The sequence below is a fragment of the Streptomyces noursei genome, assembly GCF_001646665.1.
In the GTDB taxonomy this organism is placed as follows: domain Bacteria; phylum Actinomycetota; class Actinomycetes; order Streptomycetales; family Streptomycetaceae; genus Streptomyces; species Streptomyces lavendulocolor.
In genome coordinates this window covers 3,908-30,128 of the sequence record NZ_LWBU01000279.1, presented here as the reverse complement: position 1 = coordinate 30,128, position 26,221 = coordinate 3,908, and the positions used below count along the sequence as shown (strand labels likewise).

Sequence of the window (26,221 nt, the reverse complement as noted above, 5' to 3'; positions counted from 1 at the left end):
GCGCGGTCACGCCATGCCTTGCCGGCCTGCCTTCCGGCGGCCGGCGGTCGGCGGTCCGGCGGATGTACGCGACGGACCGGAACGGCGCCGTGTCCGCCCTCACTCGGGTGGAAGCGGCTCCTCCGTGCGCCCGCCGTACGCGCGCCCGGGCCCGTACGTCCGCCCCGGCTCGTACGCGTGCCCGTGTCCGTGCGCCTGCCCGTGTCCGTGCGGCGGGCGCGCGGTCCCGTCCGGCGCGTAACCGGTCCCGTACGGCACCTCGTCCGGCGCGTACCCGGAGCCGTACGGCATACCGGACATATCCGCCGACGGGACCCGCGTGCGGCGGCGTCCCCTCATGCTGCCCAGCAGGCCGAGCAGGAACGCCACGGGCAGCGAGACCAGAACGACCGTCTGGAGCGGGAACCAGTCGAAGTGCCGGTCGGGGAAGAGCGCCGCGGGCGACCCGGAGAACACCGGACTCGACAGCTGGAGCCCCACGGCGCAGACCAGCCCGCCGTACAGCGTCCACAACAGCCCCGTGCGGTTGAAGCCGCGCCAGAACAGCGAGTACACCAGCGCCGGCAGCAGGCTGGACGCCGCCACCGCCAGCGAGATGACGGACAGGAACTGTACGTTCCACCCCTGCACGCCGACCGCCAGGGCGATGCTCAGCACCCCCGCCCCGGCGGACGCCCAGCGGGCGGCCGCCACCTCACGGCCCTCGGTGGTGCGCCCGTGGCGCAGCACCCGCGTGTACAGGTCGTGCGCGACGGCCGCGGCCGCCGCGAGGGTGACGCTCGCGACCACGGCCAGGGTGGTGAGGAAGACCGCCGACGAGACCAGGGCGACGAGCAGTGCGCCGCCCGTGCCGGCGGTCGGCCCTCCCGCGAGCACGGCCGTGAGCAGCAACAGGGCGCTGTTGCCGCCCGGGTCGGCCCCCACCACGGCCGGTGCGCCGACCAGCGCGGCCGCCCCCAGGCCCAGCGCGGCGGTGGCGAGGCAGAAGGCGCCGACGATGCCGATGGTGTGGCGGACGGTGCGGCGGGCGGCCGCCGCGTCCGGGGCCGCCCCGAGCTGCATGGTGACGTGCGGCAGACACGCCACCCCCAGCACGATGGTGACCATCAGTCCGATCAGGTCCAGCGTGCTCTGCGCCCCGGTGCCCGCGAACCGCAGGCCGGGGCGCAGGTAGGCGTCGGGGCGCCCGCTGCCCTGCGCGGCGGCGCGGATGAGCGAGTCGGTGTCCCACCCGAAACGGTGCAGGAGCACGGCCGTCACCGCCGCGGCGGCGCCCAGCAGCACCAGCGTCTTGATCACCTGGATGACGACCGTGCCGCGCATGCCGCCGAACACCGTGGCGCACACGACGAGCGCGCCGATCATGACGATGGCCGTCTGCTCGACACCCGGACCGGACAGGCCCAGCAGGGCGGCGGTGGTCACCCCGGCACCCGAGAGCTGGACCACCAGGTAGGGGACGCAGGCGCTGAGGGTCACCACCGCGACCGCAATCCGCACCGCCGGCCCGGGGGCGCGCAACGCGAACGTGTCGCCCAGGGTGTACCCGGCGTGCCGGCGCAGCGGGCCGGCCAGCAGGAGGAGCACCCCGAGGGAGAGCACCGTGCACAGGGCGATGAGCAGGCCGTCGTAGCCGTAGATCGCGACGCTGCCGGTGGTGCCGAGGACCGTGGCGGCCGACAGGTAGACGCCGGACAGGACGAGCGCCCCGCGCAGCGGCCGCAGGGTGCGGCCCGCCATGTAGAAGTCCTCGACACGGTCCCGTTCGGGTCCGCTGAGCACACAGATGAACAGGATGGGCACGACGAAGGCCAGGAAGCCGATGAGGACCAGATCGCGGGCGTCCTGGTCGAGGGCGCCGGACGCGGCGAGGAGGATCTCCGTGCTCGGATGCGTGAGGGTGCTCATCGGTCGTACCGCACCGCCGTCCACAACAGCAGGAGGACCTGGAGGAGCAGCACGGGCAGACCGAGGGTCGTCTCGCCCGCGACGCGGGTGGCCAGGAGACCGGGTGCCGAACAGGCGAGGAGCAGGTGGAGGGCGAACGCGGCTCCGTTGACGGCGGCGAACGACGTGCCCGGGCGGTGCCGGTGCCCCGGGACGGGCGGAGGTGCGGGAGTGTACGGGTCGGCCATCGAGTCTCCTGGCGCGGGCGGGCTGCGGGTCTGCGGTGCGGTGGTCCGCTCCGGGCGCGGCTCCGGTGCGGAGCGGACCTCGGTGCGGCACCCCAGAGCAGCCGACGCGGCGGCGCCCGTCCAGGCGTCCGGCCCACGGCGTTGCACGGTCACAACGCCGGGCGGCTCCGGCTGTGCTGACTCCCAAGCAGGGCGGCGGCCGGCCCGAGGAGCCGGTGGGCGTCGAGCGCGAGCGTCAGGCGCAGCAGGTCGCGCGGCCGGGTCAGCGACAGGCCGGTGATCTGCTCGACCCGGCGCAGCCGGTTGAGCACGGTGTTGCGGTGGCAGAACATGCGCCGGGCGGCCTGGGCGGCGGAGCCCCCCTGCTCGATCCACACGCCCACGGTGGCCAGCAGCGTCTCGCGGTCGGCGGGTTCCAGGTCGTACAGCGGACGCAGTACCTGGTGGGCCAGTTCGGCGGCGAGGTCGGGACGCGACACCAGCAGGCCGTCCGGCAGGCGTGCGTCGAGCCGTACGACCTCACCGCCCGCCCGGCAGGTGCGCAGGGCCAGCGCGGCCATGTCCCGGGCCCGCGCCAGCCCGTCCAGCCCCTGGACCACGGGGCTGATCCCGATGCGCACCCCGGCGCCGGCCCGCAGACCGGCGGCCAGGGCGTCCAGCGGCAGGTCGCCCAGGTGGGCGACGAGCACGTCGAGTTCCGCGGCGGCGTGCCGCAGGATCCGGATGCCCGGCACCTCCGGGGCGCTGCGCGGCTCCCTGCCGTACGGCGGTGTCGCCACCACGGCCACGGCGTACCGCCCGTCGAGCGGCAGGTCGAGGACCGCCGCCGCGTCCCGCGCGAACGCGGCGTCGTCGCGGGTCTCCAGGAGGGCTGCGAGGATTAGCCGGACGCGCTCGGTGTGCCGGCTGGCGACCCCCTCGGCGGCCTGCCGGTAGGCGTCGGCGACCAGGACGGCGTCGCGGTCGTTGCTCTTCCACACCAGTTCGGCGACGTGCACGAGCTGGCTCACGTCGCCGAGCCCCTCGCGCTCCACCACACCGACGAGCCCGCTCCACACCCCGGAACCGGCCACCCGGAAGGCGTGCAGCACCTCGTCGAGCGGCCGCCCCTGCTCCGCCCGCCGCACGCCCAGCTCCCTGGTGTACCGCTCGACGTCCACGATCCTCTCCGGCTCCATGCCGGCCTCAAGACCGTGGCGTACCCCGGTACCCACGGACCTGCGCACGTCGGGCGGTGCGAGCACGGGATCGGCGTAGTACGGCACGTCGGCGCGGATCCTGTCCACGACCGTGTCCGTGAAGTCGGTGCCCCGCTCCAGCAGACGCCGACAGGCGCGGTGGAAGAGCTCCAGCGGGGCGGAACTGTGCTGCATGGCGCCTCCATACCGTCCGGAGGCCCATCATGCTAAGCGGTCGCTTACGCAAGGGCGAGATCTCGGCCGATCCATGCCGAACCGTGACCTGCCGGGTGACCTGCCCGGCGGCCCGCCCGGTGCCCTGCTCCACCTGGGGCAGGACACCGCCGGGTGCACCGGGGCGTACGGGCCCGGTCCCGGCCACCGCGGACACCGGGAACGGAACGGCCGCGGCCGCACCGGTGAGGGTGCTGACCGCGGCCGTCCGGCGAGTGGGGTCACGGGGTGCCCCGCGCGTGCCCCGCGTGGGGACACCCGCTGGTGCGGGTGCTCCGCGCGGGACACCCCGTCCGGCCGTCCGGCCGTCAGCCGGGGGCGCCTCCGCCGGCCGCCATGGCCGGGAGGCGTCCGGTCCGGGCGGCCGGCCGGCCCCGTGGGTCATGTCCGCGACGCACCGCTCCGCCCGCGGCGCCCCGCACGCACGCTCGCCGGGTTGTCGTCGGAAACCATGGCTCCGCCATGGCCTCCTCCGCCGCCTCGCGATCGCACGCACCGGACCTCCGGTTCCCGCCCTGCGGGCGGACGCCGGTACGTCGCACCCACTGCCTAGCGGTAGTAGTACGCCTTGGCCTCGACGGTGTGCGGCTTGCCCTTCAGGTAGATGCGCACGTAGTACGCCGTGCCGGACGCGGCGGAGGTCTTGACCGTCATCCAGTTCCCGGAGCAGTACCCCCATCCCCCCTTCTTGACGACCTTCTTGTCCCGGGTGCGCACCACGTCGATCTTGTACTTGGTGCCGTCGCCGCCGTTCCAGCAGCGAGCGTTCACACCGAGCGTCCCGCTGCGCGGCACGAAGTCGGGCGTGGCCCAGTACTTCGTCGGCTTGTGACTCTTCGGCCCCCAGATGAGGTGCCAGCCCGCCTTGGCGGCGGAGGCGTCGGTCCCGCCGGCCGCTGCCTGCGCGGTGGGAGCCGGCGTGTGCGCCGTCTCCGCCTGCGCGGCGGGCGCCGACATCGCGAGGCCGGTGCCCAGAGCCACCGTGGCCGTCGCGAGAGCGAGGCTCTTGCGTGCGTGCATCGTGTCGTGTTCCCTCCTGGACCACGGGCCGGGCCCCCCGTTGGGTCCCCGTTGACGACCGGTGGTCCGTCCGGCGCCGCGGTGGTCGGCCGGGCGCCGTGGTGCGCTACAGAACTTACGAGCGGCGCGACCGGCCGGCATCCGGCACCGGGTTGAAGCCGGGGGAGACCCGCGGCGGTAGGCGCGCGGTTCCTGCAACCCTCGTGGTACCGCGCGCGGACGAGGCCGGAGGGCGCCCTCTGGTGCCGCCGCCGCGGTGCGTGGGCCGACTGTGGGCTTCACCCCCGCCTTCGGGACGCTCCCCGGGCCGGTGAGCCCGGAGGCCCGAACAAAATGCGTGTGGCCGGCGCGGCCGCGTCCCTAAGCTGCACGCATGACCGCCTCTCTCCGTCTGGAAAAGATCACCCCCGACAACGTCGAGGCGGCGATCGCCCTGCGCGTACACCCCGACCAGGACCACTTGGTCGCCCCGGTCGTCACGTCCCTCGCGGAGGCGTACGCGCAGCCGGACGTCGCCTGGCCGCGGCTCATCTTCGACGGCGACCGGCTCGTCGGCTTCCTCATGGCCTTCTTCGACATCGACTTCGTCGGCGACGGCACCGGCACCGACATCCGCTCGGGACTGTGGCGCCTGAACATCGCGGCCGGCGAGCAGGGCCGGGGGTACGGCCGCTTCGCGGTCCAAGCGGTGGCCGCCGAGATCCGCCGCCGTGGCGGCACCCGCCTGGTGGTCTCCTGGCACCCCGGGCCGGACGGTCCCGAGGCCTTCTACCTGGGGCTCGGGTTCCGGCCGACCGGGGAGACGAGCGGCGACCAGCGCGTCGGAGAACTGGCGCTCACCTGAACCGGTCCTCGGAGGGCCACCCGTGCGCCGACGCTCCGACCCGGCCCGCCGTTTCGAGGAGCAGTTTCGCGGCCACCTCCACCCCGTCGGTGCGGATCGTGCCGGCCACGGTGGCCGCCCGCTCCCGGATCCCGGGGGCGAGGGCCGTCCGCAGAGCGGCCGACAGGGACTCCACCGTCGGCGCCGGACCGTCGTGCGCCGCACCGATCCCCAGCGCGGCCACCCGCCCCGCCCAGTACGGCTGGTCCACCATCTGCGGCACCACCACCTGCGGCGCACCGGCCCGTGCGGCCGCCGTCGTGGTGCCCGCGCCCCCGTGGTGCACCACGGCGGCCACCCGGCCGAACAGCGCCTGGTGGTTGACCTCGCCGACGACGAAGCAGTCGTCCTTGTCGTCGACCGGCGACAGGTCCGCCCAGCCCCGGGCGATGACGACACGGCGGCCCTGTGCGCGGACCGCTTCGACGGCCACCGCCGCGATGTCCCCGGCGCCCCGCAGGGCCATGCTGCCGAAGCCCACGTACACGGGCGGCTCCCCGGCGGCCAGGAACGCCTCCAGCCCGGCCGGCAACGGGCGCCCGTCGGGCAGGAACCACGCACCGGTCTGCACGACGTCCAGGTCGGCCGCCTGCCACGGGTCCAGGACCGGGTCCGTCGCCAGCCACGGCCGGTCGGTGAGGACGTGGTCGCGTACGTTGTCGACGGGCGGAAGTCCGACCGACGCCCGGTGCGCGTTGACCTGCCCGCCGAACAGCGTGTTCATGGTGCCGATGTTGAGGTCCCACAGCTCCCGGTTGTCGGTCACCTCCGGCGGGTACGGGTGGGCCGGGTACGCGAACGGCGGGCGGTGCGGAGACGGCAGGACGGTCGGCTGGAGGCCCAAGTACACGTACCCGAGCCCCAGTTTCTCGGCGGCCGACCGTACACCGGCCGTACTCGGGAACAGGCCGGTCGCCACCACCACGGTGTCGGCGTCCGCCTCGGCCACGATCGCGTCGTAGTACGCGGAGACCAGCGAGGCCACGCGCCGGCCGAAGTCCGACGCCGTCGGCGGCGCCCCGGTCACCAGCTCACGCACCGCATCGCTGACCGGAACCATCGGCACGCCGGCGGCGGCCAGCCGCTCGGCGAACTCCTCGTCGGGCGACGTGCACACCCGCGCGTCCGCACCGAGTTCCCGCAGCCGCACCGCCAGCCCGGCCAAAGGCTGGACGTCTCCGCGCGACCCGTACGTGGACAACAGCACACGCATGTCGTGGCCCCCAATGTTCGTCAACTACCGGCTTGAGCTGCGAATTGTGCAGGACGACCGGGGCCTTGCCGCAACTCCCCCCGTACGCTATAAGTTGAAACTGGCAACGAGTGACCGTCGCCGCCCGGGCCCGTGTCCGGGCTGTCAGGGCGACCCCGGGTGCCGGTTTCCGGACGGTTCTGCTGGCTGCTTCCCGCCGCCGACGGTTCGCGCGCGGTTCGATCGCCGGATCACTGAGGTGATCGGCGGCGGTCCGGCCCGCTGTGCGCCAGACGTCCCGCCTCGGCGGTGACCTCCGCATCGAGCTGGGCCGGCGTTCTGTCCCCGTACTCGACGACGTCGTACTCGTCGTCGAGCTCGGCAAGCCGCTCCGCCAGGGGCAGTTGGTGACCGAACCGCTGGTGGACACGGGAGGCGAGCTCTCGCGGCGTCAGCCTGCCGACCAGGAGCCCGCGGGCGAGCACCCGCACGACGGCTTCCCGGCCGTCTGCGTCGTCGCGGTGGTGGAGCACCAGGCCCAACTCGTCGAAGGCGGCGGGCAGCAGGCCGGGCACCTCGTACTCCGCCTCCGTGCGGGTGCATCCGGCCAGAATGCGTAGTGTGGGGCTGTCGAGTCCGGCGACGAGTGCCGCGCAGGCGGCTTCCACGACATCGTGCGCACGGACCTCGCCGACACTCCAGAGAGCAGCGAGGTCGTGCAGGTCGTCTGCTGCGGTTTCCATCGGCGACACCCGGGCATGATGCCCCACCCGGGAAGGCCCCGTCGAGCGGTTGGAACCACGCGCCGACCGCGGCTGCCCCGTCAACCGGCATATGCGGACCGGCGATCGGGCGATCCGGGCGGGGCGCGGTGGGCTAGTCGCCCGAGAAGGAGATGCGCAGGTCGCTGTCCGCGCGGCAGCGCAGGCCCCAGGCCAGCAGCGTCCCGGCGACCTCGCTCGCGGCGCCCCTCAACCGGCTGCGATCCGCAGCTTCCAGCTCCCGCACCATGCGGTCCACCGACTGACCATGGAGCACGGTGTCCCCGTACGGGTCGACGTCGGCCAGGGTGGGCAGCCGGTGACGGCCGACCGTTTCGAGGACCGCCCACAACTCGCCGTCCACAACGACCCGTTCCACAGTCCCCGTCGCCGGACGCGGTCCCGGCCGCCGTCCGGTCCGGACGGTCGAGACCCCGCGCCTCAGCTCGATGACGAGCGTCATCACACCCCCTCGTCCGCCCCCGCTCCGGTGATCCTGACGACCGGCGGCTCTCGTGCACGGTACGCGAGGAACGCCTCGGTCCTCCGGATGGGACATGGTCCGGGTCCACGGCTGTTGGTCGACACGGCTGTTGGTCGATAGGAGGATCACCCCACCGACTTCTTCGTGTCATCTGCCAGTACGGCGGAGCCGGCGTCACGCACAAGACTCTGCAACGACCACCCACACGTACAGGAGGGAGCGGCACGTGAGCGTGCAGCAGTACGACAGGATCGGCGAGGCGTTCGAGGGGTTCAAGTCCCTGCCGCTGATTCGCTACGGGGAGGTGCCGAGCTTTCTCGGCATGGTCGGGGACGTGAGCGGCAGGTCGGTTCTGGACCTCGCGTGCGGAACCGGCTTCTACAGCCGGGAGTTCAAGCGGCGCGGCGCCACGGAGGTCTACGGGGTCGACATCTCGGTCGAGATGATCGCCGCCGCACGGAAGATCGAGGAGCGCGATCCGCTGGGTGTGCGGTACGAGGTGGCCGACGTCGCCGAACTGCCGCCCCTGGAGCGGCGCTTCGACCTCGCGCTGGCGGTGCAGTGTCTCAACTACGCGGAAGACATCGCGGCACTGGAGCGCATGTGCCGCAACATCCACCGCAGCCTGGTGCCGGGCGGTGAGTTCTTCGTCCTGGCCCAGAGGCCCGACTACGGCTTCGACTGCCTGTCGCTCGACAAGTACGGGTTCCGCTGCGAGCCGACCGGGGAGGAGGCGGAGCCCGGCCCGAGGGCACGGGTCACCGCGCTCCTGGATCCGGACCCGATCAGCATCGTCAGCACCGTTCCGCGCCGGGAGGTCTACGAGGAGAGCCTGCGGGCCGGCGGCTTCAGCGCGGTGGAGTGGGTGCCGCTGCAGGTGTCGGAAGCGGGCGTCAGCGAGTACGGCGAGGACTTCTGGGCGGACTTCTACGCGAAGCCGCCGCTGGAGATGCTGCGCTGCCGTGCCTGACCGCCCGGCCCTCTCCGTGTCACCGGTACGGATAGGCCCGCCGCAGGCCGCCCTGTGCCGTGCCTGCCGAGAAGCCGGTGGGGTCCGGGCGTCCCGTAGTGGGCCGTCCTTCGGGCGCCGGGGGCGGTCCGCAGTACGGCACCCGGCACCGGTCCGACCCTTCGACGACCCGCCCGCCCCGCCGGCCCGGCGCCGCGCGGAACCGGGGGCCGCCGCCCGGACCGCACCGCGATCACGACGGTGAGCCGGCCGCCGTCCGGTCGTCGACGGGAATGCCGAGCCGCTCGGCCACCGCCGACAGAGTCGGTCCCAGCGGCAGCGCGACGCGGGTGCGGGCGTGCAGGTCGCCCCGGGTCGGGTCCCGGTTCACGATCAGTACCGGCTTCCCCTCCTCGGCCGCCAGGCGGACGAACCGCAGGCCGGACATCACCGTCAGGGAAGACCCCAGGACCAGCAGCGAGGCCGCCCCGCGGACCAGCTCGCGGCAGTGCTCGATCCGGCCCGGGGGCACCGCTTCACCGAAGAACACCACGTCCGGCTTGAGGATGCCGCCGCACCGCGCACAGTCGACGACACGGAAGTCCCCGACCTGCTCGTCCGTGAGGTCGGCGTCCCCGTCCGGGTTGATCCCCGCGGCCACCGGCTCGAAGCCCGCGTTGGCCTCCTCCAGCCGCCGGGCAAGGTCACCGCGCGTGCTCGGGGCGCCGCAGGAGAGGCACACGACCCGGGCCAGGCTCCCGTGCAGCTCCACGACGCCCTCGCTGCCGGCGGCCTGGTGCAGGCCGTCGACGTTCTGGGTGATCACGCCGGACAGCAGGCCGTGCCGCTCGAACGCGGCCACCGCCCGGTGCCCGGCGTTGGGCCGCGCGCGGCCGAAGGTGCGCCACCCGAGGTGGCTGCGCGCCCAGTACCGGCGCCGGGCCCGGGCGCCGGCGGTGAAGTCCTGGTACGTCATCGGGGTGTGCCGGCTCAGGCTCCCGCCCTCTCCCCGGTAGTCGGGGATGCCGGACTCCGTGGAGATGCCCGCCCCACTGAGCACCAGCACACCCCCGGCGCTCAGCGCGTCGACGACCGGCGCCGGATCGGTGGTGCCGGGCGGCCAGTCCTCGGTGGGGGTCCAGCTCAGAGTGGGGCGCATGCGCATGCCGCCAGGGTACGGAACCGCCCCGGCGTCCCGCCTCCGCTCACCGGGCGGACGGTGGACGGCGAAACGGCGATACTGGGGGAGTGGCGGACAGCGAAGGCCGGACGGTCCGGCGCCTGGAGCGGGCCATCCTGGACCTCCTGGAGCGTCGGGGCCCGACCTCGACGATCTGCCCCTCCGACGCCGCCCGGGCGGTGTACGAGGGGGACGACGACGGCTGGCGTGCGCTGATGGAACCGGCCCGCCGAGCGGCCCGTCGGCTGGTCGCGGCCGGCGAGGTGGACATCACCCAGGGCGGCCGCCCCGTCGAGCCGTCGCAGGCCCGCGGCCCGATCCGCATCCGCCGCGCCCGCCCACCCGGTGCCCCGCCCCCGCCGGACCACGAGTAGCGCCTCGTGCGGGTTCCGTGCCCGGGCGGCACAGTGTCCGGAGCGGCCCATCAGCCCGGCAGGACGCCCTCTGCGTCCGGTAGCTTGCCCGCCATGACCGGACTCGGACCCGTCGCCTGGCCGCCCGCCCCGTTGCGGACGGAACGGCTCGTGCTCCGCGCCTCGGAGGCGCGGGACCGTGGGGCGTTCGTCGAGCTGTACGGTTCCCCCGAGGTGGGCACGTACATCGGGGGATCCCCGCCCCGCGACGAGCTCGAGCGCACGCTGCCCGACGTACCCGGCCGGCGGCCCGGCGTCTTCGTGGCCGACCTCGACGGAGCGATGATCGGTCTGGTCACGCTCGATCGGCGCGATGCGCGGCGTCCCGGCCGTGCGGGTGGGGACGCCCCGGACGCCGAGCTGGGCTACCTGTTCCTGCCGGAGGCATGGGGACGCGGATACGCCGCCGAGGCGTGCGCCGCGGCACTCGACTGGTTCACCGGCGTACTCCCCGGGGAACCGGTGGTGCTCCTCACCCGGACCGCCAACGCCCGCTCGATGCGCCTCGCGGCGAAGCTGGGCTTCACCGAGCTGGAGCGGTTCGAGGAGTACGGAGCCGAGCAGTGGTCGGGCGTGTGGACCCCGGGGGCGCCGGCCTCCTGAGCCCGGGGGAGGTGGGCGCGCGGGCCACGTCCCCGCCGCGCGTGCCGGGCCCTCGGCTCAGTCGTCGTCGAGTGCGGCCAGTCCCTCCGTCCAGCGTGCGCGCCGCTCGGCCTCGTCCTGCTCCCACCACGGCACACCCCGTTCGCCCAGCGCCACCTTCGCCGTGTGCACCCGGGACCGGGCGGCGCCCTCCGCCTGCTCGTCGTGCGCGCGTCGCGCGGCGCCCACCGCCCGGCGCGCCGCCATGAGGTGGCTGCGCAGGCGGGCGGCGACGTCCTCCGGGACCAACGGGTCGGTGGCGCGCCAGCGGCGCCCGTCGATGATGACGTGGTGGCCGTCCGGAGTGAGGGGCTGCTGTCCTTCGCGTGTCACCCGCCCCACTGTGCCAGCCGGGACCACGGCCCCCGGAAGCCCCGCCCCCGGCGGGACCGCGTGCCGGAGCGCTCGCCGCCCGTGCCGGGGGCCGCACCGGCACGGGCGGGCGGGATTACCGGCAAGTAAGGTGTGGGGGCCGCCGGCTGTACCGGGCAGCCGCGGACGAGGAGGCGCAGCCATGCCCCGCACCATGTCCGTGTCGGACCACATCGTCGTCCGCACCGACCCCGCCACCCTGTACGCGCGGGTCAGCGACCCCACCGCCATGGGCCGCTGGAGCCCGGAGAACCGGGGAGCGACCGTGCTCGGTGAACGCCGCGACGCGTATGTCGGCATGGTGTTCGAGGGCCGGAACACGCGGGGGCCCGTCACCTGGGTGACGCGGTGCACGGTCACCGCCGCCGACCCCGGCGAGCGCTTCGCGTTCCGTGTGCACGCGATCGGGGCGCGGCGCCCCCGGCTGCAGGGCCCGATCGCCACGTGGGAGTACCGCTTCGAGGCGGTCGACGGCGGTGTCACCCGGGTCACCGAGACCTGGACCGACGACCGGCGGGCCTGGCCCGATGCCGTGGCCGGCGTGTTCGACCGGATCGTCACGCGGGGGCAGACGTTCGCCGACTTCCAGCGGCGCAACATCCGCACCACGCTGGAGCGCCTGAAGAAGGCGGTGGAGGCGGAGGAGGAGCCCGCGGTGGGCTGACCCGCGACGGCGCACGACGCGTCCGCCCGGCCGCCTGCCGGACTCGTGGTGACGGCCGGTCACCGCGGTGGACGTCGCCGGGCGACCGGGGGCCGGGGCATCAGGCCGGGGCCGGCATCAGACCGGGGCGCCGCCGAAACCGATCTCGTTCCCGTCCGGGTCCCGGTACACGATTTTGCGCACGCCGTTCGCGTACGTCTCCCGCTGCCAGGGCCGCAGGCCCCGCTCGGCGATCCCGGCGACGCGGGCGTCGAGGTCGTCGACGAAGAGGGTGTGCATCGCGTGGCCCGCGTGCCCCGGCCGGTGCTCGACGTACACGTACCGATGCTCCGCCAGCTCCCACACGGCTTCCGTGTCGTTCGGGAGGAACGCGGGCGGCGAGCCGAACAGCCGCTCGTACCAGGCCAGCGCCGCCGCGTAGTCGTCGACGGAAATGCCCGCGAAGAGGTCGATGGCCATGACGCCATGGTAGGTCCGCGGGCGCGGCGGGACACCGAGCGTGCGCTCCTCTGCGACGGGCGGCACACCGGCGGTCGCGGGTGAATCCTTTCCGGCGGCCCGTGCCTCTTGTTCATGTGCCGGCAGGGTGCCGGGACGGAAAGGAAGAGTGCCATGATCGTCGCAATCGCGGTCGCCGCCGGGGCCGTGCTGCTCTGCACCTGCACCGTGGTCGTGCTGCGCGGACGGGGCCGGGCGCGTGGCTGACCCGACGTGGCCCGGCGAGCAGCTCGTCCTCGCCGCGCAGCGCGGTGACGTCGACGCGCTCACCGCGCTGGTGTCCGGTGCGCACCCGAACGTGCAGCGCTTCGCCCGTTCCCTCTGCGCCACCCCGCAGGACGCCGAGGACGCCGCACAGGAAGCGCTGATCATCCTGTACCGCAAGATCGGGATGCTGCGGGCGTCCGGTGCACTGGCGTCATGGATGTTCCGCATCGTGCGCAACGAGTGTCTCCGGCGCGTACGGACGATGCGCCACGACCCCCTGCCGGCACCGGCCGACGACGCAGCCCGGACGGCGGGGGAGTCCGTGCGTTCGGCCGAGGAGGAGGTGTTCCGGCGCCTGGAGGCCGGCCGGGTCGCCGCCGCGGTCGCCGCGCTGCCCGGCGACCAGCGACGCGTGCTCGTCATGCGGGACGTCCAGGGGTACAGCGGGCGGATGACCGCCGACGCGCTGGGCCTCAGCACGGCCGCGATGAAGTCGCGTCTGCACCGCGCCCGCGCGGCGGTCCGCAGCGCACTGAACGGTACCCACCACCTGGACTCGGGGGAGGACGCCGATGACGAGCAAGGCTGAGGGACCCGATTTCGCGAGTGCGTCCGTGCCCCGCCATCTCGCGCGCGGCGCGGTGGGGTTCGGGGGGCTCGCCGGTTCGGTGGCGCTCCTTCCGGTCGTCGGCCCGGTGGCCCTGCTGCTGTTGCCGCTCGGCGTGCTGGCGCTCCGGGGATGCCCCATGTGCTGGACGATCGGCCTGGTGCAGACCGTTTCCAGGGGCCGGCTGCGACGCTCCTGCAAGGACGGGACCTGCGAACTGACCGTCGCGGACCGGCGCGAGGGCGCCCGCGAACCGGATGCCGCCCCGGCGCGGTGACCGCGTGCCCGCACACAACGGGCGAGCCGCCCGGCCCGGGGGAGCGGCTCGCCCGCAGCGGTGCGGTGCGGCGACCGGGGAGACGGTGCGGTCGCGGTGCTGCGCGAGCAGCGGGGAAGCCCGTGCCCACGCGGGGCGGCATCCGCAGGGCGGCCCGCGTGGGCACGCCCGGACCGGCCACGGCCGGCCGCGGCGTGCGCCCCGCTCCCGGTCCGTAACGGTGCAGGCCCCGTGCCCGTCGGCAGGCCGAGGTGCTCGCGCATGTGCGCCGCCTGCGGGGGGGCGGGGCCGACGGACCGCTCGTGCGGATCGACACGTTGTGCCGACGCCCGGTGGAAGAGACCACCTTACGGCGACGCGGCGGGCGACGGATCCGCCGGACGGACCCTAGTCCTCCCAGTCCCAGGCGCCGATGTACGCGGCCCTGCCGGTCCGGCGGGCCTCCGTCACCCTCCGCAGGCGGTCGAAGTCCCTGGCCGGCATGAGCGGCCGCCACTGCGGCAGCGGCAGCACCCGGTACTCGTCGTGCTCCTCCGGCGCGAGCCGGATCTCCTTGATCTGTTGATCCGTGAGCCGCCCGCCGTCGAACACGTAGCCGGCCGTGGCGTACGGCCACGGCGCGCCGGGCAGTCCGAACACCGCGGCCAGGAGCCGGGGCGGGCCGGACACCACGATCCCCGTCTCCTCCTCGCACTCCCGGACCGCGGTCCGCCAGGGGCGCTCACCCGCCTCGGTGGTGCCGCCGGGCCACTGCCAGGGGTGGGTGGAGGAGTAGACCGCCCGCAGGTGCAGCGGGTGATCGCGCTCGTCGGTGAAGAACACCGATCCGAAGACCGTTGCCTTGGGCAGGGTCTCGGCGAACTGCTCGGGCGGCAGCCAGGCGGAACCGGGGCTGGGGCTGGGACCGGGGCTGGTGGTCATCGGCTGCTCCTGGTGGGCGGGGCGGGACGGCGGGGGTCCGGGGACGCGGGCGCGACGAGGGGCCGCGCCGTTCCCGCGTACCGCCGGGGCCGCGGCGGTGGGCGCCGCGCCCTCGCCGCCGGCACGGTGCCGGGCGTCGTCGTGCACCTGCCCTCCCCGGGACGACACGGACCTCGACCGGCTCAACGGCACCGGCCGGGAGGGCGTCACGGGCGGGCCGCCCACGAGGGCGCGGCAGCAGGACCCGTACCCGCCGCGCACCCGTGCGGCGGCGGCCGGCCCGTGACCGGGTCCGGCCGCCGCCGCCCTCGCGACCGCGCTCCCCTCGCCCGCGCTCGGCGCCGTGGGCTCAGGCGATGCCCACCTTCTGGTACGCCTCGTCGATCGCCGCCTGGGCGGCGGTCCGCAGTGAGGTGTTCCCGGACAGGTAGGTGCTGGTGACGTCCCGCAGCGCCTGGTGCATGTCCTCGAAGTCCGACTCCCGCAGCAGCCGCACCAGGGCGAGGTAGATCATCAGCGCCCACTCCTCGACCCTGAGGACCGGTTCGCCCGCCGGGGTCACCGAGGTGAGCAGGTGGAACATCGCCTTGTTGTGGATGTTGCTGTTGGTGTGCACGCCGCCGTTGTCCTGCGACGTGCGGAGGTAGTCGCGCATGTGGTCGGGATCCCCGGTCCGGGTGGGGTCGCTCATGTCCCGCAGCGGCAGCCCCCTGGGCCCGAGTCCCTTCCCGATCTCCCAGTTCCAGGTGCGCACGTCGTCGCGGTCCGGTGCCTCGTACCAGTTGGCGATGCAGACGCCCATGGTGTCCGCCAGCGACTCGTTGAGCGCACCGGACTGGTCCTGGTAGACCAGGTCGCTGGAGGTCTCGATCACCCCGTGGGTGATCTCGTGGGCGTCGATGTCGAAGTGAATGGCCAGGCTGACCAGCCGGTCCCCGTCGGCGACCTGGCCGAACCACATCCGCCGCTGCCACCAGACGGCGTTGACCCACTCGGGCCCCGGCCCGTCCTCGTGATACGTGCAGTTGACCACCGACACGAGGTCCATGTCGGCGTCGTCGATGCCGTTCCGGTGCAGTTGGTCGCGGTAGAACTTCTCCACCCGCTCGGCGTTGACATGCGCCGAGACCCCGGCCCGGTGGCCGGCACCGAAGTCCGCCTGCGCCGAGTCGATCGCGGCCGCCGGGGGCCGCGCGGTGTCGATGTCGGCGAAGTCCATGTCGTAGGTGGCGATCTGCCGCCACTGGTCGTGCAGGAGGAAGGAGCCGTTCTGCCGGCTCCCCTGGAACCGGTGCCGCACACTCAGCTCGTCCTCGCCCTCCAGCCGCGTGGGCACGGTGATCGTGGGCGCCATCCCGTACGACTTGAGGATCTCGCCCGAGAAGGCGTCGACGAAGTAGCCGGTGAGCGGGAAGTCCTCGCGCGGCGAGGCGCCGAGACCGTGGCCGTGCCGACCGCCCTCGGGCCGGTTCTCCGGGAGTTGGGCCGGCACCTCGCGCAGGTGCCAGGTCAGGTGCCAGTCGTCGTCGCGGCTGATGTACGCCAGCGTCGGCGGCGGCAGCTCCTCGGCGTCGACGGTGCTCCCCGTCGCCGCCTTGACCCGCTCCAGGGCGTCCGTGCCCGACAGCTCCGGCACGGTGCCGACGCCGGTCACCTCGCCGAGCCTGCCGTCCATCGAGACCAGGCGCTGGTCGTCGTCTATCTCGACCAGCACCTCGGCACCGAAGACGGGGATCTCGTGCCGGGTCTGTTCGAACCGCACGAGCGTGGTGCCCGTGCCGGCCTGGTGGCGCTCCGTGCTCAGGGCCAGGTCCGGTACGCGCTCGGGCCGGTCCTCCCGGACGGCGCCGCGCAGTGCCGGCGTCTCCTCCCGGGCGAGCTTCTCGGCGAGGTAGAACCGTGCCGCCGACTCCGCCGAGTTGAAGTCCCTCCGGCCCTCGGTTCCCTCCAGCGTCTCCGCACCGCGGAGCGACTCGGGCCCCGGGGGCGCGCCGCCCGCTTGTGGGTCGTCGGTGAAGTGATAACGGATTCTCTCGAGATGTGACATGACTGCGACCCCTCATCGCGCCCCGCGTTGCTGTTGTCCCACCCCTCCTGCCGTCCCCGCCGTTTCGCACCTGCCCCCTTCAAACGTCACACCGTGGGGTGCGGGCGGCAACCGGGCGGATCGGCGCACCGGACAACCCGTAACCTCTTCAACTGTGCGACGTTGAACGGCATCTCGTACGCCACGGGATGCGGGGGCGCAACCGCGGGCCGACGATGGAAGCAGCGGAAGCCTGTACCCGGAGCAGCGTGCACGGTCGCCGGCCGCGGGGCGGGGCCGCGGGGCCTCCCAGGCTTCCGGGCCGCGGAGGAACCGAGATGCCCGTGCTCTTCTTCGACATCGGGGCGACCCTCGCGGACGCCCGGACCGAGCCCGACGGCTCGCTGAAGCTCCTGCCCCGACCTCGCGTCACCGCCGTCCTCGACCTCCTGCCCGATGTGCCCCGGGGCATCGTCTCCGATCCGGGAACGGGCGAGGACGCCGCCGCCGAGGTCGCGGCCGCCCTCCACCAGGCCTTCCCGGGTCGCTTCCCGGACGATCGTCTCGTCCACTGGGGCCGGAAGGACAGCCGCAGGCTCTTCGACGAGGCGGTCGCGAGCGCGGCCGGCGCCGGAGCGGCATCCGCCGACGAGTGCGTCTTCGTGGGCGAGGACCACGAGGAGCGCGCGTTCGCCGGGCAGGCGGGGATGCGCACCTCGCCCCACCCCGTGTTCGCCCTCGCGGCGCTGGAGGACCGCCCCGTCTTTTGGATCCGGATCGCACTGCCGGAGGGCCGGCAGCCGTCCGCCCTGGAGGCGCTCACCAACGATTCCGAGATCGTCCCCGTGCACGTCGCCTCCGAGCGCCTCGTCCTCGCCATGGCCACCGCGCACGGCATCCACGCACTCGAACAGGCCGGATGCACCGTGGATGTACGCGGCCACGTCGCGGACACGGCGGCCTTCCTCGTACGCGACAACCGTCCGCTCCCGGCCGCCGCCGAGGCGGCAGGCGCCCTCGGGGCCACCCCGCCCGCGCCCCGCCGCGCGGCCGCCGAGGCCCTGCGCGCCAACGCCGTCCTCGGCTTCGTCGCCGGGGAACTGGCGGGGACGTCTCACGCTCCGGTCCTCCCGCTGGGGCCCGCGCCGGGCGGTGTCTACCTCGCCGCGCCCGCCGGCGCCCCCGTCGAGGACGTGCACCTGCCGGACGCGAAACCCGGTCACACCGAACGGCTGCTGCCCGACCCGGCGCTGCTCGCGCCCCGCGGTGAGGCGCCGCCCGGGGACATCGCAGCGGTGGCCGGTGGCATCACGGCGGTGGCCGGCGACGGGCTCCCCTCCGGGCGGACGCTCGACGCGGTCCGCGCGGCCGTCACCCCGGACGTACTGAGCGGGCACGTGGCCCGGATCTCCGGAGCCGAGCCGCTGGTGGCGGGCCGGCCGCTGCGGGTCCGCAGCCGCGACGCCTCCGCCGAGGACAACGAGCGGGTCGTGGAGGCCCTGGAGCGGCGCTTCCAGGACCTCGGGCTGGCGGTTCGCCGGCACTCCTTCCGGTGGCACGGGCACCGGCTGTTCAACGTGGAGGCCGAGCACCGCGTCCCGGACGCCGACTCCACCGTGCTCATCACCGCGCACCTGGATTCCACCGCCGCCGACGGAGAGTTCTTCGACGCGGACGGTGAGCCGCGCCCGTACGACCCGGCCGCCGACCCGGCACCCGGGGCCGACGACGACGGGAGCGGCACCGCGGGTGTCATGGCCGCGGCCGAGTGCCTGAGGAGGCTGCTCGACGACGGCGGCACACCGACCCGGAACATCCGTTTCGTCCTCTTCAACGCCGAGGAACAGGCCCTGACCGGCAGCAAGTTCTACGCACGGGCCGCCGCAGCCGCGGGCGACCGCATCGCCGGTGTCTTCCAGATGGACATGATCGCGGGCCGGCAGCGCGCGAGCGCGCCCACCGTCGAGATCCACAGCGGCTCGTCGGTCGCCGGGCCGGTCGCCACCGCGTCCGACGCCCTGGGCGGCCGGGTGGCGCGTACCGTACCGCTCATCGACCCGGCGGTGACGGTCCAGCAGGTCACCGGCGACGCCGACCCGGCGGTGGGGCGCAGCGACCACGCCGGCTTCCACGAGCGGGGGTGGGCGGCCGTCGCCGTGTCCGAGGACCTGTTCTCCACGCCCGACGGCGAGCCCGGGAACGGCACCCGGCAGTACCACACCCCCGGCGACACCCTCCACGACGAGGACCACAGCCCCGACTTCGCCGCCACCGTCGCACGGTCCGTCACCGCGACCGCCCTCACGCTCGCGGGCCTGTGAGGGCCCGGCGCCCGCCGTAGGGGTGCGGACCGCCGCCCGCGCGGCCAGTAGGCTCCTGCCGACCGGGGCGGGGTCGGCAGGGGTTCCCGCCGGAGACCCTTCCGCACGGTGCGTTCCGCCGGTGCGGCCCTTCCGAGACGGGAACGCGCGATGATCGCTCTGGAGTACGGCTACGAGGTGCTGCCCGGAGTGGCGGTGGACACCCCCGGCGTCGAGGACGTCCTGCGCCGCCGTGAGCGCGGCCTGCGGTGGGGCGTCCTCGCACTCGCGGCCGAGGCGGCACTGATGGCGGTCGTCCTCGTGGCCGCCGGTCCCGGCTCGGCGACGGGCGTGGTCACCGCCGTGTGCCTGGCTCCGCTCGTCCTGGTGACGGCTGCCCTGACGCTGCTCTGGCGCCGGGCGCGGCGCAGGGAGCGGCTGATCATGTCCACCTACGGCTGGCAGGTGTGGCCGGTCCGCACGCAGGACGTCAGGGTGATCGCCGGTGAGGGCGAGCGGGCCCAGGGGCGGCGCTGGGGCACGGACGGCAGAGTGGTGCTGCTCCAGCCGGACGGGCAGAGCCACTGTTCGTTCCCGCTCCCGTCGGACGGCTGGGACGGCCCGCCTCAGCCGCGGGGGCAGCGTCCGGTTGACCAGGTGTGGTTCGCCGGCGACACGCGGTTCGGCGGGATGGTCGCCGAGCCGGGCGGCCTGCCGTTCCGCCACGTCGTCCGTTCGACGCCGGGCAAGCGCCGGGGGACGGGGGCGGAGGACGAGCTGGCCCGCCGCGCCGGCCTGCTGCCCCGGGGCCGAAGCCACCGCTCCTGACCGCCCGCGCCGCGACGACGCCGCGGGCCACGGGCGAGGACGTAGACCTGTGGCGTATGGGGTGTACGAGGAGCGCGCGACGTCCGGGGGCGCACCCTCCGGCTGGTGCTCGGCCCCGGCTGCGGCCGCCCGCGCGTCACCGCGGCGGCGCGGCGGACCGCGCCGGGGACGGGCGCTGTCACCGCCGCGGCGCAGGGGCGGAGGCCGGCCGCGGCTACCGCTCCGGCCGGCGGGCGCGGCGGGGCCGGGCTCTGCGAATCGTCTCCACGGTCGCGGCCGGCGCGGCGGTGGGCGTCAGCGCCGCGGCGGCGAGCGCGTGCAGGTGCGCCGGCGCGTTGCCGCCCAGCAGGGCGGTCACGTACTCGGCCGCCTGCGCGAGCGACAGCGCGGGAACGCCGCGACGCAGGGTCCGCATGGCGTGCGTCCGCCCGCGGGTGAGCGCCATCGCCCGCACCTCGTCGTGCAGTTCGTCCACGGCGGTCCGCAGGACCTCCCCCCGGACGCGGCGGCGGTAGTCGGCCTCCCAGGTGCCGTCCCGCGCGGAGAGGACCCCCGTTTGGTGCAGGCTCCCGTCGACGCGGTCGACCAGGTACGGTCCGTTGCCGGCCAGGGCGAAGGCATGGTTCCCGGTGCGCAGGTACTCCCGGCAGGTCCAGGGGACGATCCACGCCAGTTCGTGCGCCTTCGCGCCCACCACTGCCATGCGCCTGGGGTCACGGCCTTCGAACAGCCGCTCCTGGTAGTCGCGTTCCAGTTCTTCCTCGACGATCCGTACTGCGTCGTCCCGTTCGATCACGCGTGCAGCATCGCGCGTCCACCCCCGTGAGAGCCACGGCTTTTTCGCGCGGAGCCCCGGCGTCCGCCCCGGGTGATCACGTGGTGTCGCCGAGGCCTTAAGCTACTCGTCGGTAATCGGGGGGTCACCGCGTCCACGACGCGTCGCGTCCCCCTGGGGGAACACAGGGCGCCGGGCGCGCCGGACCGACCATCCGGTGGTGCCGCGCCCTCCGGCACGGGACGTACATGTACCACCATTCGAGAATCAGGGCCGTCTCCTTCCTGCTCCTGCTCAGCCTCTTCGTGACGCTCGGCATGGGCAAGGAGAGCGCGGTCGCCGCACAGAGCATCCAGGTCGTCGCCGCCGAGCAGAAGCTCGCCCGCGCGGAGGCGGAACTCGACGGCGACCGGCTGGCCTCCATCATCAAGGGCACCGCCGCCGTCTCCGGCTGCGGCAAGCTGCCGCTCCTGGAGAAGCCCGCCTGCTACCGGGACTTCGCCGGGAAGGCCGTCAAGGTCGGCGCGGGCATCGGCATGTTCGCGTACGGCATCCACTACCTCCACAAGGACACCGTCGACCACTTCGGCACGGTGAAGAAGGAGGTCGCCGGGCTCCAGGAGCTCAAGGACGCCTTCAAGCAGGACCCGACCACCATCGCGGACCCCGAGTACCGCAAGAAGGTCGAGGGCCAGATCCGCGCGGTCGCCGCGGGCGCGCAGGCCGACATCGACAAGCTGATCCGGGACGTGCTGGAGACGATCGAGACCATCCTGGTCATGATCCAGCTGACGATGATGCTGATCCAGCTGGTCCTGATGCTGGCGAAGATCGTCGGCGACCCGATGTTCCAGGCCGCCGTCGACAGCGTCAAGGGCAGCCTCGACGGCATCAACAAGGCCCTCGACGACATCAACGCCGGCTTCGCGCAGATGAACCGCGGCCTGAACACGATGAACGACGCCGTCGACGACATCAACCGCTCGCTCGACGACATGAACAAGTCCATCGCCAAGGCCAACAAGGGCATGGACCAGCTCAACCAGGGCATCGGCGAGGCCAACAAGGCCGTCGACGACATGAACAAGGTCGTCCCCGCCATCAAGAAGGCCGCCGAGGGCCTGCGCGAAGTGCCCGCCTTCGAGTTCGACTTCTCCGACCTGGGCAAGACCTGGAGCGACGGCTCCTCCGGCCTGGACGACGAGGAGCGGCAGCGCCGGATGTCGATCCTGCTCGGCCTGCTGCCCGGCATCGGGGACGGCAAGGGCATCGTGGAGGCCGTCACCGGCAAGGACCTGGTGACCGGCGAGCACGTGAGCGGGTTCGACCGGGGTCTCGGCTCCCTGGCCGTGCTGCGCTGGCTCAAGCTGGGCGGCAAACTCCTCCCGGACGACATCAAGGGCGCACGCAAGGGTGACGCGGTCTTCGAGTGCAACAGCTTCCCGGCCGGTACGCCGGTGCTGATGGCCGACGGCTCGCACACGCCGATCGAGGACGTACGCGCCGGTGACCTCGTCCTGGCCACCGACCCGGGCGGCGACGCCGAGCTGACCCTGCCGCGGCCGGTGCAGTCGGTGCCCTTCACCTCCTCGTACACCGACAAGGTGTTCGTCCGCCTGACCGTGGCCGCAGGGGAGGGGGACGCCCGCCGGCAGGGCACCGTCACCTCCACCGAGAACCACCGGTACTGGCTGCCCGAGCGCGCGAGCTGGGTGCCGGCCGGCGAGCTGCGGCCCGGCGACCGCCTGCGCACCCCCGAGGGCGCGTCCGTCACGGTCACCGCCACCGACCGCTCCGACGAGCGGCGGGACACGTACGACCTCGACGTCAGCGGCATCGACAGCTACTACGTCCGGGTCGGCACCGAGGACGTCCTCGTCCACAACTGCACCGACCTGGCCCGCGCCGAGCGCATGTTCCCGGGCGTCGCGCACACCCTGGACGAGCACGTCAACGTCACCCGGGACCAGATGAAGGACCTGGCCGTCAAGAAGACCCGGAAGGTCGGCCGGCCCACCCCGAACTCCCGCTGGGCCAGTGCCGACCTCGCCCAGAAGGCGGTCAACCAGCTCGTCGCCGACAAGAAGGCCGAAATCAGCAAGTGGGTCGCGGATGCCGGCAAGCCCAACGGGAAGCAGCAGCTCACCCTCACCGGTACGTACGGCACCGGGTCGCTGGGTGACAGCATGGACCACCTGGGCAACTACAGCCCCACCACCAGCAACCGCTTCAAGGTGACCCTGGCCATCAAGAAGGGCCACAAGCCCGGCGGCTTCTACGTCCTGACCGCCTACCCGCTGTAAGGGAGCGACCCATGCACGACCCCGTGGCCGTACGGGACCACCTGGCATCGGACTTCGGAGCGACCGACCTGGGCACGTCCTTCCACCGCGACTGGAGCAACTACGCCGACAGCGCGCTGGACCACATCGCCCAGCGGTACGGCACGCAGGGCGACCCGACGTCCCTCCTCCTGCTCATCGAGGACCTCCTCCGGCTGAGGGACTCCGGCCTCAGCGGCGAGGAGATCGGCCTGCTGTGGTACGCCACGGACATGTCGCTCGGCGCTCCAGGGACCCCGGGCAAGGAGCGGGAGTGGCTCCAGGAGGTGCTGTCCTTCGTCGTCCCCCTCGCGCGGTCCCGCGGCGCCTCAGCGGCTTCCTGCTCGACGTACCCCGCGTGCGTGCCGGACGGAACGAGTGCGGCGGCCATCGAGCACCGGCGGACGACGGCGGACGTCGTCGACCTCGTCGCGGTGCTCGACCAGCGGCAGCCGTGGAGCTTCGCCCCGCTGGTCCCCACACAACGGGCGCTCGTGCGCTGCGCCGAGACGGTGTGCCCGGAACTGGCGTTCCGCTTCCTGCTCTGCGCCACCGGTCCGTTCTGCTCACGCCTGTCTCCGGCGGCGTACGAGCGGCTGGAGCGCCTCAGTGCGGCGTTCGGGCACGGACCGTACGTGGTCGGTGCCGTCCGGCACCTCGTGGACTGACGGGCCGTCGGGCCCGCCGGCAGCCGCCGGTGACCATGCGCGCCGTACCCGGCCGGGTGCCTTTCGGCCGGGTACGGCGCATGCTCTCGGCGCCGCTGGCCGAAACCTGACAACCCGTTTGACCCGGCAACGGAATTCGCACAAGATCGACGCGTATTCGAAGATGATGTGAAGATCATCCCCATGATTTGGTAGGTGCACATGAAGCTGACCCGCGTCCCGGCCATGGTCGCGGCGGTGGCCATCACCCCCGCACTCCTGTTCGCCGTCCCGGCGATCGCCGCCGACGGTGGGACGCCGACCGCTCCGGCGCCGTCCTCCTCGCCCTCGGAGCCGACCCCCGCCGAGAAGGACCGCGCCGCGATCCTCAAGATGCTGGCCAACCCCTACACCGGGCCGGGTGTGCGCGAGGCGGCACAGAAGGCGCTGAACGGCACGCCCGAGCAGATGCGGACGTTCCTGGAGTCCGGACAGTACGAGGAGCGGCTCGTCGACGACGAGGTGAGGGTCTCGCAGATCTTCAGCAGGGGCGGCCCCGCGGTGAAGGAAGCCGCCAAGAAGGCGCTGAAGGGCACCCCGCAGGACATCGTCGACTTCCTGGAGTCCGGCCAGTACCGGGCACAGTACGAGGACGACAGGGTGCTCGTCGCCCAGATCATGCACCGCGGCGGCCGCGGCGTGAAGGAGGCGGGCAGCAAGGCGCTGGACGGCACCGCGGCCGATGTCCGGCGCTTCCTGGACACCGGGCAGTACGCGGCGCGCCTCCAGGACGACCGGGTGCGCGTCGCGCAGATCATCAGCCTGGGCGGCCCGACGGTCAAGGCCAAGGCCCGGCAGGCCCTGGAGGCCAACACCGAACAGGCCATCCAGGCCTTCCTCGACACCGGCCAGCACGCCGCGCGCCTCGAGGACGACCGCGCCCGTGCCACCCGCATCCAGGCGGCGGGCGGTCCCGCGGTCAAGGCCGCGGCGGCCAAGGCGCTGAAGGGCACCCCGGACGAGCTGCGCCACTTCCTGGACATCGGCCAGTACGAGGCGCGTGCCAAGGACGAGGCGGCGAAGAAGAAGCCGGCCCCGGCGAAGAAGCCCGCGCCCGCGAAGCCCGCCAAGTCCGTCAAGCGCTGAGCGGGAGCCGGGAACGGCCCGGCACCCCGTGCGCCCCCGAGGCCCGCACCCGTCCGGTGCGGGCCTCCCGGCGTCGAGGGCTCCCGGCCGGCCGCCGCGTACGGCCGCGGACCGCCCGGGCCGGCGAACCGGCCACGGTGCTCGGCTGCAGTGCACGCGCCACGGTGCTCGGCTGCGGTGCGACAGGCGGCGGCACGCAGGTCCGGTGTGTATGGCTGCCGGAGACCGGTCGCGGTGTACGACCGCGGTGCGCAGCCGCGATGCCCGGCGGTCGCCGTGCCCGGTCACCGCGCACCGGTCGCCGTGGGCCGGTCGCCGTGCACCGGCCCCCGTGCCGCTGCGGCCGTGCCGGAAGGTCCGGAAGCTCAGTTCATGAGCAGCAGCCGGGTGTTCGGGACCAGCTTCCGGTTCACACTGGTGCTCTGCACGAAGATGGTGAAGTCGTCGTTGTGGTCCGGCCGCACGCGCACCTCGGCGTCGGGCAGTCCGAGCAGGGCCCGGGCCTCCGGGCCCGTGTACACCTGGTCCGTCTTCTTCTCCAGCACCGCGATCCGCTTGCGCGCCTGTACCTTCTCGGACTTGCTCAACTGGTAGAACGCGCCGCCCGTGCGGTAGGTGTGGCCGCTCTCGACGACCCAGTCGCGTATCGCGACGTCACGCGTCACCGGGATCAGCCGGTACGCCGACGGATCCACCGGGGTGAGGCCGGCCGCCTTGATGGTGTCCTGGTTGACGGTCTCCGCCCCCGTGGAGAACACCGCGCGTGACCCCCGGATGCCCCGGGTGCGGCCCACCATGAACTTCTCCGTGGCCTCCTGGATGACCTGCCCGGCCTCCTCGAGCCCCTGCGTGCTCGTGGCGTCCCAGATCGCGATGTTGTCCTTCGGGAAACCGCACTGCGTGGCCTCGCGCTTGCCCATCTGGTCCGGCACCAGGACGGCCAGCGTCCAGTTGTCCTCCTGCGTGGCGATCATCCCGGACACGGCCTCGACCAGCGCCCGCGCGTTCCTGGTGGGGGCGTCCGGACAGCGATGGCTGGCGTTCTCCTGTCCGTCGGTGAGGATGAACGTCAGGAAGCTGTGGTCGCCGTACAACTGCGCCGTCTGCGCCAGCTCCCGCTGCGACTTGAGCGTCGCCGCCAGCAGCGCCGTCATGCCCCCGGCCCGGTACATCTGCTTCAGCGACGGCATCCGCAGCACGTCCTTGTCGTAGATGACGCACTCCACCTTGTCGGCGAAGACGTACACCGTGACACGGGTCTCCTGGTCCAACTCCTGGGAGCGGCGGGCCAGATAGGCGATCTGCTGGTCGGCGACCTCGACGACCTTCCGGCTCAGGTGGGACATGGACGAACTGGCGTCCAGCACAAGGGCGACGTGATTGATGTAGTTCTGGGCTCCGGACACGGAAGCTCCCCCTCTTTCCGACTCGATGCATCGACTCTCTCACCCACCACTGACAATCGGTCCGGGAGCGGCAGGGGGCGCGGGACGCCGGTCACGGACGCCGTGGCGGGTGGTCGTCAACGAGGGGGCGGGGCGTCCTAGGGAGTGTCCGCAAA

26 protein-coding genes are annotated in these 26,221 nt (G+C 73.6%); 12 read left to right on the top strand and 14 right to left on the bottom strand.

Annotation, left to right across the window (positions count from 1 at the left end; translation table 11 throughout):
- Positions 1-99 precede the first annotated feature (99 nt).
- The 4 genes from A4V12_RS18800 to A4V12_RS18785 all read right to left on the bottom strand — a co-directional run bounded on the left by A4V12_RS18800 (position 100) and on the right by A4V12_RS18785 (position 4,567).
- On the bottom strand, positions 100-1,908 hold the full coding sequence (locus tag A4V12_RS18800) for a sodium:solute symporter family transporter (RefSeq protein ID WP_079137136.1): 1,809 nt from the start codon (positions 1,906-1,908) through the stop codon (positions 100-102).
- Positions 1,905-2,135, bottom strand: a complete 231-nt coding sequence (locus A4V12_RS18795) for a hypothetical protein (RefSeq protein ID WP_064070522.1) — start codon at positions 2,133-2,135, stop codon at positions 1,905-1,907. Before A4V12_RS18795 ends, A4V12_RS18800 begins: the two co-directional genes overlap by 4 nt.
- A gap of 149 nt (positions 2,136-2,284) precedes the next feature.
- Positions 2,285-3,508 (bottom strand): PucR family transcriptional regulator, encoded by a 1,224-nt coding sequence (locus tag A4V12_RS18790; RefSeq protein ID WP_064070521.1) that lies wholly within the window; start codon positions 3,506-3,508, stop codon positions 2,285-2,287.
- 588 nt (positions 3,509-4,096) lie between these two features.
- Entirely contained in the window at positions 4,097-4,567 is a 471-nt protein-coding gene (locus tag A4V12_RS18785) for a hypothetical protein (RefSeq protein ID WP_064070520.1), read from the bottom strand.
- A 373-nt stretch (positions 4,568-4,940) separates the two neighbouring features.
- Between A4V12_RS18785 and A4V12_RS18780 the strand changes: the two genes are divergently transcribed.
- A complete protein-coding gene (locus A4V12_RS18780; protein WP_064070519.1) occupies positions 4,941-5,411 on the top strand; it encodes a GNAT family N-acetyltransferase in 471 nt (156 codons plus the stop codon).
- Here the strand turns inward: A4V12_RS18780 and A4V12_RS18775 are convergent.
- The 3 genes from A4V12_RS18775 to A4V12_RS18765 form a co-directional block, all read right to left on the bottom strand.
- A complete protein-coding gene (locus A4V12_RS18775) occupies positions 5,404-6,663 on the bottom strand; it encodes a glycosyltransferase (RefSeq protein ID WP_064070518.1) in 1,260 nt (419 codons plus the stop codon). The genes A4V12_RS18780 and A4V12_RS18775 overlap by 8 nt on opposite strands.
- A 230-nt stretch (positions 6,664-6,893) precedes the next feature.
- Positions 6,894-7,385 carry a hypothetical protein gene (locus A4V12_RS18770; RefSeq protein WP_234372239.1) on the bottom strand — a complete coding sequence of 164 codons (492 nt, stop codon included), beginning with the start codon at positions 7,383-7,385 and terminating at the stop codon, positions 6,894-6,896.
- Between the two features lie 133 nt (positions 7,386-7,518).
- Positions 7,519-7,767, bottom strand: a complete 249-nt coding sequence (locus A4V12_RS18765) for a hypothetical protein (RefSeq protein WP_159028892.1) — start codon at positions 7,765-7,767, stop codon at positions 7,519-7,521.
- Between the two features lie 346 nt (positions 7,768-8,113).
- On the opposite strand from A4V12_RS18765, the gene A4V12_RS18760 reads away from it, so the two are divergent.
- Positions 8,114-8,857, top strand: coding sequence for a class I SAM-dependent methyltransferase (locus A4V12_RS18760; protein ID WP_064070515.1), 744 nt, complete (start codon positions 8,114-8,116; stop codon positions 8,855-8,857).
- A 232-nt stretch (positions 8,858-9,089) separates the two neighbouring features.
- On the opposite strand, the gene A4V12_RS18755 is transcribed toward A4V12_RS18760, so the two are convergent.
- On the bottom strand, positions 9,090-10,001 hold the full coding sequence (locus A4V12_RS18755; protein ID WP_064070514.1) for an NAD-dependent protein deacetylase: 912 nt from the start codon (positions 9,999-10,001) through the stop codon (positions 9,090-9,092).
- Positions 10,002-10,084: 83 nt separating this feature from the next.
- Here A4V12_RS18755 and A4V12_RS18750 point away from each other — a divergent pair, with 83 nt between their 5' ends.
- Together A4V12_RS18750 and A4V12_RS18745 are read left to right on the top strand one after the other, a co-directional pair.
- A complete protein-coding gene (locus A4V12_RS18750; protein ID WP_064070513.1) occupies positions 10,085-10,390 on the top strand; it encodes a DUF3253 domain-containing protein in 306 nt (101 codons plus the stop codon).
- Positions 10,391-10,483: 93 nt separating this feature from the next.
- Entirely contained in the window at positions 10,484-11,032 is a 549-nt protein-coding gene (locus A4V12_RS18745) for a GNAT family N-acetyltransferase (RefSeq protein ID WP_064070512.1), read from the top strand.
- A 57-nt stretch (positions 11,033-11,089) separates the two neighbouring features.
- Here the strand turns inward: A4V12_RS18745 and A4V12_RS18740 are convergent, their stop codons facing one another.
- The gene (locus tag A4V12_RS18740; RefSeq protein WP_064070511.1) at positions 11,090-11,404 is read right to left on the bottom strand and encodes a hypothetical protein; all 315 of its coding nucleotides are present in this window, start codon (positions 11,402-11,404) and stop codon (positions 11,090-11,092) included.
- Between the two features lie 181 nt (positions 11,405-11,585).
- Between A4V12_RS18740 and A4V12_RS18735 the strand changes: the two genes are divergently transcribed.
- Positions 11,586-12,107, top strand: a complete 522-nt coding sequence (locus tag A4V12_RS18735; protein WP_064070510.1) for an SRPBCC family protein — start codon at positions 11,586-11,588, stop codon at positions 12,105-12,107.
- A 117-nt stretch (positions 12,108-12,224) separates the two neighbouring features.
- On the opposite strand, the gene A4V12_RS18730 is transcribed toward A4V12_RS18735, so the two are convergent.
- Entirely contained in the window at positions 12,225-12,566 is a 342-nt protein-coding gene (locus tag A4V12_RS18730; protein WP_064070908.1) for a VOC family protein, read from the bottom strand.
- A 238-nt stretch (positions 12,567-12,804) separates the two neighbouring features.
- Here A4V12_RS18730 and A4V12_RS18725 point away from each other — a divergent pair, with 238 nt between their 5' ends.
- Both A4V12_RS18725 and A4V12_RS18720 read left to right on the top strand, forming a co-directional pair.
- Positions 12,805-13,401 (top strand): RNA polymerase sigma factor, encoded by a 597-nt coding sequence (locus A4V12_RS18725; RefSeq protein WP_064070509.1) that lies wholly within the window; start codon positions 12,805-12,807, stop codon positions 13,399-13,401.
- Positions 13,385-13,696, top strand: coding sequence for a hypothetical protein (locus A4V12_RS18720; RefSeq protein WP_064070508.1), 312 nt, complete (start codon positions 13,385-13,387; stop codon positions 13,694-13,696). The genes A4V12_RS18725 and A4V12_RS18720 overlap by 17 nt, the downstream gene beginning before the upstream one ends.
- A gap of 387 nt (positions 13,697-14,083) precedes the next feature.
- On the opposite strand, the gene A4V12_RS18715 is transcribed toward A4V12_RS18720, so the two are convergent.
- Both A4V12_RS18715 and A4V12_RS18710 read right to left on the bottom strand, forming a co-directional pair.
- Positions 14,084-14,617, bottom strand: a complete 534-nt coding sequence (locus tag A4V12_RS18715; protein WP_064070907.1) for an NUDIX domain-containing protein — start codon at positions 14,615-14,617, stop codon at positions 14,084-14,086.
- Positions 14,618-14,966: 349 nt separating this feature from the next.
- The gene (locus A4V12_RS18710; protein WP_064070507.1) at positions 14,967-16,664 is read right to left on the bottom strand and encodes a M4 family metallopeptidase; all 1,698 of its coding nucleotides are present in this window, start codon (positions 16,662-16,664) and stop codon (positions 14,967-14,969) included.
- 317 nt (positions 16,665-16,981) lie between these two features.
- Here A4V12_RS18710 and A4V12_RS18705 point away from each other — a divergent pair, with 317 nt between their 5' ends.
- Together A4V12_RS18705 and A4V12_RS18700 are read left to right on the top strand one after the other, a co-directional pair.
- Positions 16,982-18,964 carry a M28 family metallopeptidase gene (locus A4V12_RS18705; protein WP_064070506.1) on the top strand — a complete coding sequence of 661 codons (1,983 nt, stop codon included), beginning with the start codon at positions 16,982-16,984 and terminating at the stop codon, positions 18,962-18,964.
- A gap of 150 nt (positions 18,965-19,114) precedes the next feature.
- Positions 19,115-19,771 (top strand): hypothetical protein, encoded by a 657-nt coding sequence (locus tag A4V12_RS18700; RefSeq protein ID WP_064070505.1) that lies wholly within the window; start codon positions 19,115-19,117, stop codon positions 19,769-19,771.
- Positions 19,772-19,985: 214 nt separating this feature from the next.
- Here A4V12_RS18700 and A4V12_RS18695 read toward each other — a convergent pair whose 3' ends face one another.
- Positions 19,986-20,567, bottom strand: coding sequence for a YrhB domain-containing protein (locus A4V12_RS18695; RefSeq protein ID WP_064070504.1), 582 nt, complete (start codon positions 20,565-20,567; stop codon positions 19,986-19,988).
- A 227-nt stretch (positions 20,568-20,794) separates the two neighbouring features.
- Here A4V12_RS18695 and A4V12_RS18690 point away from each other — a divergent pair, with 227 nt between their 5' ends.
- From A4V12_RS18690 to A4V12_RS18680, 3 genes are all read left to right on the top strand, one after another.
- Positions 20,795-22,849, top strand: a complete 2,055-nt coding sequence (locus tag A4V12_RS18690; protein ID WP_107415437.1) for a pre-toxin TG domain-containing protein — start codon at positions 20,795-20,797, stop codon at positions 22,847-22,849.
- A gap of 11 nt (positions 22,850-22,860) precedes the next feature.
- The gene (locus tag A4V12_RS18685) at positions 22,861-23,535 is read left to right on the top strand and encodes a hypothetical protein (protein ID WP_064070503.1); all 675 of its coding nucleotides are present in this window, start codon (positions 22,861-22,863) and stop codon (positions 23,533-23,535) included.
- Positions 23,536-23,736: 201 nt separating this feature from the next.
- Positions 23,737-24,660, top strand: coding sequence for an ALF repeat-containing protein (locus tag A4V12_RS18680; protein ID WP_159028891.1), 924 nt, complete (start codon positions 23,737-23,739; stop codon positions 24,658-24,660).
- Positions 24,661-25,025: 365 nt separating this feature from the next.
- On the opposite strand, the gene A4V12_RS18675 is transcribed toward A4V12_RS18680, so the two are convergent.
- Positions 25,026-26,066 carry a vWA domain-containing protein gene (locus tag A4V12_RS18675; RefSeq protein WP_064070501.1) on the bottom strand — a complete coding sequence of 347 codons (1,041 nt, stop codon included), beginning with the start codon at positions 26,064-26,066 and terminating at the stop codon, positions 25,026-25,028.
- Positions 26,067-26,221: the final 155 nt, after the last annotated feature.

Coding starts and splice junctions, on each gene's coding strand:
- A4V12_RS18800 (WP_079137136.1), bottom strand. CDS start 1,908: ATGAGCACCCTCACGCATCCGAGCACGGAGATCCTCCTCGCCGCGTCC.
- A4V12_RS18795 (WP_064070522.1), bottom strand. CDS start 2,135: ATGGCCGACCCGTACACTCCCGCACCTCCGCCCGTCCCGGGGCACCGG.
- A4V12_RS18790 (WP_064070521.1), bottom strand. CDS start 3,508: ATGCAGCACAGTTCCGCCCCGCTGGAGCTCTTCCACCGCGCCTGTCGG.
- A4V12_RS18785 (WP_064070520.1), bottom strand. CDS start 4,567: ATGCACGCACGCAAGAGCCTCGCTCTCGCGACGGCCACGGTGGCTCTG.
- A4V12_RS18780 (WP_064070519.1), top strand. CDS start 4,941: ATGACCGCCTCTCTCCGTCTGGAAAAGATCACCCCCGACAACGTCGAG.
- A4V12_RS18775 (WP_064070518.1), bottom strand. CDS start 6,663: ATGCGTGTGCTGTTGTCCACGTACGGGTCGCGCGGAGACGTCCAGCCT.
- A4V12_RS18770 (WP_234372239.1), bottom strand. CDS start 7,385: ATGGAAACCGCAGCAGACGACCTGCACGACCTCGCTGCTCTCTGGAGT.
- A4V12_RS18755 (WP_064070514.1), bottom strand. CDS start 10,001: ATGCGCATGCGCCCCACTCTGAGCTGGACCCCCACCGAGGACTGGCCG.
- A4V12_RS18745 (WP_064070512.1), top strand. CDS start 10,484: ATGACCGGACTCGGACCCGTCGCCTGGCCGCCCGCCCCGTTGCGGACG.
- A4V12_RS18735 (WP_064070510.1), top strand. CDS start 11,586: ATGCCCCGCACCATGTCCGTGTCGGACCACATCGTCGTCCGCACCGAC.
- A4V12_RS18730 (WP_064070908.1), bottom strand. CDS start 12,566: ATGGCCATCGACCTCTTCGCGGGCATTTCCGTCGACGACTACGCGGCG.
- A4V12_RS18720 (WP_064070508.1), top strand. CDS start 13,385: ATGACGAGCAAGGCTGAGGGACCCGATTTCGCGAGTGCGTCCGTGCCC.
- A4V12_RS18715 (WP_064070907.1), bottom strand. CDS start 14,617: ATGACCACCAGCCCCGGTCCCAGCCCCAGCCCCGGTTCCGCCTGGCTG.
- A4V12_RS18710 (WP_064070507.1), bottom strand. CDS start 16,664: ATGTCACATCTCGAGAGAATCCGTTATCACTTCACCGACGACCCACAA.
- A4V12_RS18705 (WP_064070506.1), top strand. CDS start 16,982: ATGCCCGTGCTCTTCTTCGACATCGGGGCGACCCTCGCGGACGCCCGG.
- A4V12_RS18700 (WP_064070505.1), top strand. CDS start 19,115: ATGATCGCTCTGGAGTACGGCTACGAGGTGCTGCCCGGAGTGGCGGTG.
- A4V12_RS18690 (WP_107415437.1), top strand. CDS start 20,795: ATGTACCACCATTCGAGAATCAGGGCCGTCTCCTTCCTGCTCCTGCTC.
- A4V12_RS18685 (WP_064070503.1), top strand. CDS start 22,861: ATGCACGACCCCGTGGCCGTACGGGACCACCTGGCATCGGACTTCGGA.
- A4V12_RS18680 (WP_159028891.1), top strand. CDS start 23,737: ATGAAGCTGACCCGCGTCCCGGCCATGGTCGCGGCGGTGGCCATCACC.